The sequence below is a fragment of the uncultured Methylobacterium sp. genome (assembly GCF_964242245.1).
GTDB lineage: Bacteria > Pseudomonadota > Alphaproteobacteria > Rhizobiales > Beijerinckiaceae > Methylobacterium.
The window spans coordinates 1-5,133 of record NZ_CAXTBY010000175.1 but is presented as its reverse complement, the minus strand read 5'-3'; the positions used below and the strand labels follow the sequence as shown (position 1 = coordinate 5,133).

Below are 5,133 nucleotides of genomic sequence, written 5' to 3'. Positions count from 1 at the left end.
TGAACGTGCCGGTGGCCGGCAAGGACGGCAAGACCGGCCAGACCATGATGAAGACGGTGCTGGCGCCGGCCTTCAAGGCGCGCGCGCTGCACGTCGACGGCTGGTTCTCGACCAACATCCTCGGCAACCGCGACGGCCTCGCCCTCAACGACCCGAACTCGCTTCAGTCGAAGCTGAACACCAAGGGCACGGTGCTCGACTCGATCCTCGGCTACCCGGTCGAGGACCATCTGGTGCACATCCACTACTACCGCCCCCGCGGCGACGACAAGGAAGCCTGGGACAACATCGACGTCACCGGCTTCATGGGCCAGCGCATGCAGATCAAGGTGAATTTCCTCTGCAAGGACTCGATCCTGGCAGCACCCCTGGTGATCGAGATCGCCCGCGTCCTCGATCTCGCCAAGAAGCGCGGCGACGGCGGCGTCCAGGAGCAGCTCTCGACCTTCTTCAAGGCGCCGATGGTCCGGAACGGCAAGGGGCCGGAGCACGACTTCGGCAAGCAGGGCAAGATGCTCCTCGACTGGCTCGGCGCGCACTGATGCCGGCCGGCAGTCCTGCGGGCGCCGCGGGGCCCGCCGCGCCCGCGGAACTCCGCGACCTCCTGATCGAGATGAACGATCTCAAGCGCGTCCGGTCGGCCGGGCGCGCCGGCTCGATCGCCGAGCGGCTGTTCGCGCAAGGATGGAGCGCACTCACGGGCGGCACCCCGGCCGAGGAGGTCGCCATCGACGTGACGGCGACTGCGCTGGCCGCGACCCGGCTCTGCGACCTCGACGCCGCGTTCCTGTCCGCCGTCGGCCTGCCGGACGCCGCCGCCTCGGAGGTTCTGGTCGCCGGGTTCGACGCCGTCACCGACCGTCTCGACGACGAACTGCGCACGCGGTTGCGCGATCGCCTGCGCCGCCATCCGGAGCGGCGGTTCGGGCCGTTGCCCGGATTCGTCACCGCGCTGGCGCAGCAGCCGCGCGCCGGCGTGACCCGTCCCGGCCGGGCCCGCCTCCTTCTGGAGCCGCCGGAGAACCACGCCGAGCACTGCCTCGTCGTGGCGGTCTACGGCGTGGTGCTGAGCCCGTTCTACCGGGCCGATCCGGCCACCGTGTTCCTGGCGGCGATGGCGCACCATTTCCACAACGCCGCGATGCCGGATGCCGGCTTCACCGGCGAGATGCTCCTCGGCGGACACCTCGCGCCGATGATGGTCCGCACGACGCAATGGGCGCTCGAGGAGTTGGACGTGAACTTGCGCGCGACGGTCGAGCGGGCCCGCGCCGTGCTCCCCGACGATGCCACCGCCGAGGGCCGGGCCTTCCACGCGGCCGATGGCATCGACCGCGTCCTGCAGATCGCGCAGCACCTGCGCGCCGCCTCGCTGACCATGGAGACGGTGCTCGACGAGATGGAGCTCGTCCATGCCGGTCCGGTGAAGCAATTTCACGATCGTGTCCTGACGGACATGCGCATCCCGTGACCGCGCGCGCCGCGACGGCCTCCAGAATCCCATGATCCCCTTCGACCTTCGATCGCCTGAGACCGGCCATCCGCTCGTGTCCGACACGTCGCATTCGCTGCGCGACGGCGGGTCGGACGCTCGCTGGCCGGTGATCGACGGCATTCCCTATCTTCGCGTCGGGCGTGCAGCGTTGGTCAGCCGCGTGCTCGCCCACCTCGACGCGGGCGAAGGTGATGCGGCCCTGGTCGCGCTCCTCGCAGACCAGGACGATTGGTGGACCGGCCCGCCGGCCGACCCGGCCGATCTTCATCGGCTGGTCGGTGCCCGCGCCACCGCGTCGCTGCGAGATGCCGTCGGCCTCCTCGGCTGGGGCCGCATCGGCGACTACTTCCTGCATCGCTGGAGCGATCCGACCTACCTCGCCGGCCTGTCTTTGCTGGAGGCGCACTGGAACGATCCCGTCTGCGTCTTCGAGTTCGCCTGCGGCATCGGCCACTACCTGCGCGATCTGGAGCGCCGCGGCTGCAAGGTCGCGGGGGCCGACGTGGTCTTCGCCAAGCTCTGGCTCGCCCGGCACTGGGTCGTCGGCGCGGGGGCGCAACTCGTCTGCTTCGATGCCGGCTCGGCCCACTGGCCGATCCCGGGCGCACCGGTCGACCTCGTGGTGTGCAACGATGCCTTCTACTTCCTGGACGACAAGCCGGCGCTCCTCGACAACCTGCGCCAGAACGCAGGCGACGACGGCTGGCTCGCCGTGAGCCACATCCACAACAGCGCCCGGCCCGGCTTCTCGGCCGGCCGCGCGGTCTCGGCCGACGAGATCGCCGAGTTGTTCCCCGACGCCCTGGTCTACGACGACGCGGAGCTGACCCGGGCTCTCGTCGAGGCCCGCGCCCCGAGCCCGCGCGAGCCCGCGGAGCTGCGGGCCTGCGAGGCGTTCTCGGTCGTCGCCGGCCCCGGCATGCGCCCGGCGCCGCGCTCGGTGATCGACGGGCTGACCCTTCCGCGCGCCGGGACCGGCCTCACCCTCAACCCGCTCTACAGCCGGGACGGCCCGGAGGATTACCGGATTCGCTGGCCCTCCGAGCGCTACGCGGCGGAGTACGCCCCATGCGTCACTTACCCGCTGCACGTCTCCGGGCCGGAGACGATCGCGTACACGGGCGACCTCGCAGGACCGGACACCGACCGGGTGCGCAGGCGCGAGTTCGTCGATCTGCCGGAGCGCTGGTGATGAGCGACGACGTCGGCTGGGGCATCGTCGGCTACGGCTGGGTCGCGCGCGACTACATGGCGCCGGGCATCCGCGCCGCCGGCCACCGGCTGGTGGCGGTGTGCGATCCGGGCGCGGCCTCCCGCGCGGCGGCCGAGGCGGAGGGGGCGCGGGCGCATGCGAACCTCGCGGGTCTCCTCGGCGAGCCGGATGTGGAGGCCGTCTACGTCGCGACGCCGAACCATCGGCACCGGGCCGCCGTCGAGGCGATCGCCGCGTCGGGCCGGGCGATCCTGTGCGAGAAGCCGATGGCGGCCGATCTCGCCGACGCCGAGGCCATGGCGGCGAGCGTCCGCGGGACCTTCTACGGGACGGCGTTCGACCAGCGCCATCATCCCGGCCACCGGGCGATGCGCGCCGCGATCGGCAACGGGCGGCTCGGCACGGTCACGGCGATCCGCATCGTCTATGCCTGCTGGCTCGGGCGCGATTGGGCGGCCTGCCCCGGCCAGGACAACTGGCGCATCGACGCAGGCAAGGCCGGCGGCGGCGCGCTGATGGATCTGGCCCCCCACGGCCTCGACCTCGTCGATTTCCTGCTCGGCGAATCGATCCATGAGATCGCCGCGCTCACCCAGGCCCGTGCTCAGGACTACGCCGTCGACGACGGCGCGCTCCTGATCGGACGCACGCCGAGCGGCGTGCTGGCGAGCCTCAACGTCGCCTACAACTGCCCGGACGCACTGCCCCGCCGCCGCCTGGAGGTGGTCGGCACGCGCGGCCTGCTGACGGCGATCGACACGATGGGCCAGACGGCCGGCGGCCGCGTGACGTTCACCGACGGCGCGACCGGGTCGTCGCAAGCCCTCGCCTTCGACGCGGAGGCCTCCCCCTTCACCGAGCAGGTGCGGGCCTTCGGCTCGGCGCTCCGCCGGCCGGCGGAGCGGGACGCCTACTCGGCTGCCCGCGACCTGCACACCATGCGGCTCATCGCCCGCGCGTACGGCCGAGCGGCCTGAGGAAACGGACCGACACGTGAGCGAGAACGATCAGGACGACCGGGCCCGCGATCCCCGCATCACGGCGCCGCGCGCCTACCGCTTCGGTGCCCCCCGCGTGATCGAGGGCCTGCCCGGGAGTCTGCCCGAGCCGGTGCGCGCCTACCTCGACATCCTGCCGCCGGGCCGCATCGTCGGCTTCCCGCTGGCGCCGCTCGACCGCACCGGCGTGCCGGTCTGGTTCGTCTCGCTGTTCCTCGACGACCCGTTCTTCGTGGGCGCCATGCCCTCGGGCATCGGCTACGGCGCCACCGACGACGAGGCGCTGATCGGAGCGGTCGCCGAGATCGCCGAGAACCTGATGCCGTCGCTCGCCGTGATGCCGCGGGAGAAGGAGCGCGGCAGCTATCACGACCTCGTCAGGGTCTACGGCGCCAGCGCCGTCGCCGACCCGCTGACGCTCTGCCTGCCCGCCGGCTCGCCCGTCGGCCGCGACACCGTGCTCGAATGGACGGCGGCGACTCGTCACGGGACGGGCGAGATCGTGCTGATGCCGCTCGACATCGCCGCGACCGACTACTTCGAGCTGTCGGAGGGCTACCGGCCGTTCACCAACCTGATCACCAACGGCCTCGGCGCCGGCCCCGACGTGCCGTTCGCGCTGGGCCACGGCGTCCTCGAACTGCTCCAGCGCGACGGCAACGGCCTGCTGTTCCGGGCGCTCGACCAGGGCGTGATGCTCGACGTGTCGGAGGGACTCGGGCCCGAGACCGCGGCGATGCTCGCGCGGCTCGATGAACTCGGCATCAGGGCCCTGCCGAAGTTCGCCACCGACCAGTTCGGGCTGACCAACCTCTACGTCGTCGGCTACGACCGGAACCCGGCCGACGCGCCGGTGCCGATCGCGCTCTCGGCCTGCGGCGAGGCCTGCGACCCGGACCGCGAGCGGGCCCTGCGCAAGGCTCTGCTGGAGTTCCAGGCGGCGCGCGTTCGCAAGGCCTTCGGCCACGGCCCGCTGGCCTTCGCCGAGCGGGTCACGCCGGCGGGCTACGTCCAGAGCTTCATCCGGAAGGCGTTGCCGAGCCTCGACCTGGAGGAGAGCCGGGCGCTGAAGGCGATGCTCGACTGGATCGAGCTGCCGGCCGACGCGCTGCGCGACGTGCTGAAGGACACGGTCTATTCCGAGCGAGGCACGAAGAAGTTTTTGGATTTGCCGACCACGCCGGCCGCGGACGGCCATGCCCGCGGACGAATCGCCTGCGAGCGGCTGGAGAAGGCGGGCTTCGATATCCTCTACGTCGATTGCTCGCCGCCGGGCGGGGCGGTCGGGGTCGTGAAGGCGATCGTGCCGGGGCTCGAGGTCGAGACCATGAGCTACTACCGGATTGGCGAACGCAATACGCAAAAGCTCATCGCGCGCGACCATCCGCTGATCCGCTTCGGCACCGCGACGGAGACCCTGCGCCCGG

5 protein-coding genes are annotated in these 5,133 nt (G+C 71.7%); all 5 read left to right on the top strand.

Annotation, left to right across the window (positions count from 1 at the left end; translation table 11 throughout):
* On the top strand, window positions 1–542 hold a 542-nt coding region (locus ACFE8Y_RS20640), incomplete at its 5' end, for an inositol-3-phosphate synthase (RefSeq protein ID WP_375466242.1).
* Window positions 542–1,471, top strand: a complete 930-nt coding sequence (locus tag ACFE8Y_RS20635; RefSeq protein ID WP_375466241.1) for a hypothetical protein — start codon at window positions 542–544, stop codon at window positions 1,469–1,471. The genes ACFE8Y_RS20640 and ACFE8Y_RS20635, both read left to right, overlap by 1 nt.
* A gap of 31 nt (window positions 1,472–1,502) precedes the next feature.
* Window positions 1,503–2,687: a methyltransferase domain-containing protein gene (locus ACFE8Y_RS20630; protein ID WP_375466240.1), complete on the top strand. Its 1,185-nt coding sequence runs from the start codon at window positions 1,503–1,505 to the stop codon at window positions 2,685–2,687.
* On the top strand, window positions 2,687–3,685 hold the full coding sequence (locus ACFE8Y_RS20625; RefSeq protein WP_375466239.1) for a Gfo/Idh/MocA family protein: 999 nt from the start codon (window positions 2,687–2,689) through the stop codon (window positions 3,683–3,685). Before ACFE8Y_RS20630 ends, ACFE8Y_RS20625 begins: the two co-directional genes overlap by 1 nt.
* A gap of 16 nt (window positions 3,686–3,701) precedes the next feature.
* The coding region (locus tag ACFE8Y_RS20620) for a YcaO-like family protein (protein ID WP_375466238.1) at window positions 3,702–5,133 on the top strand (1,432 nt) is incomplete at its 3' end.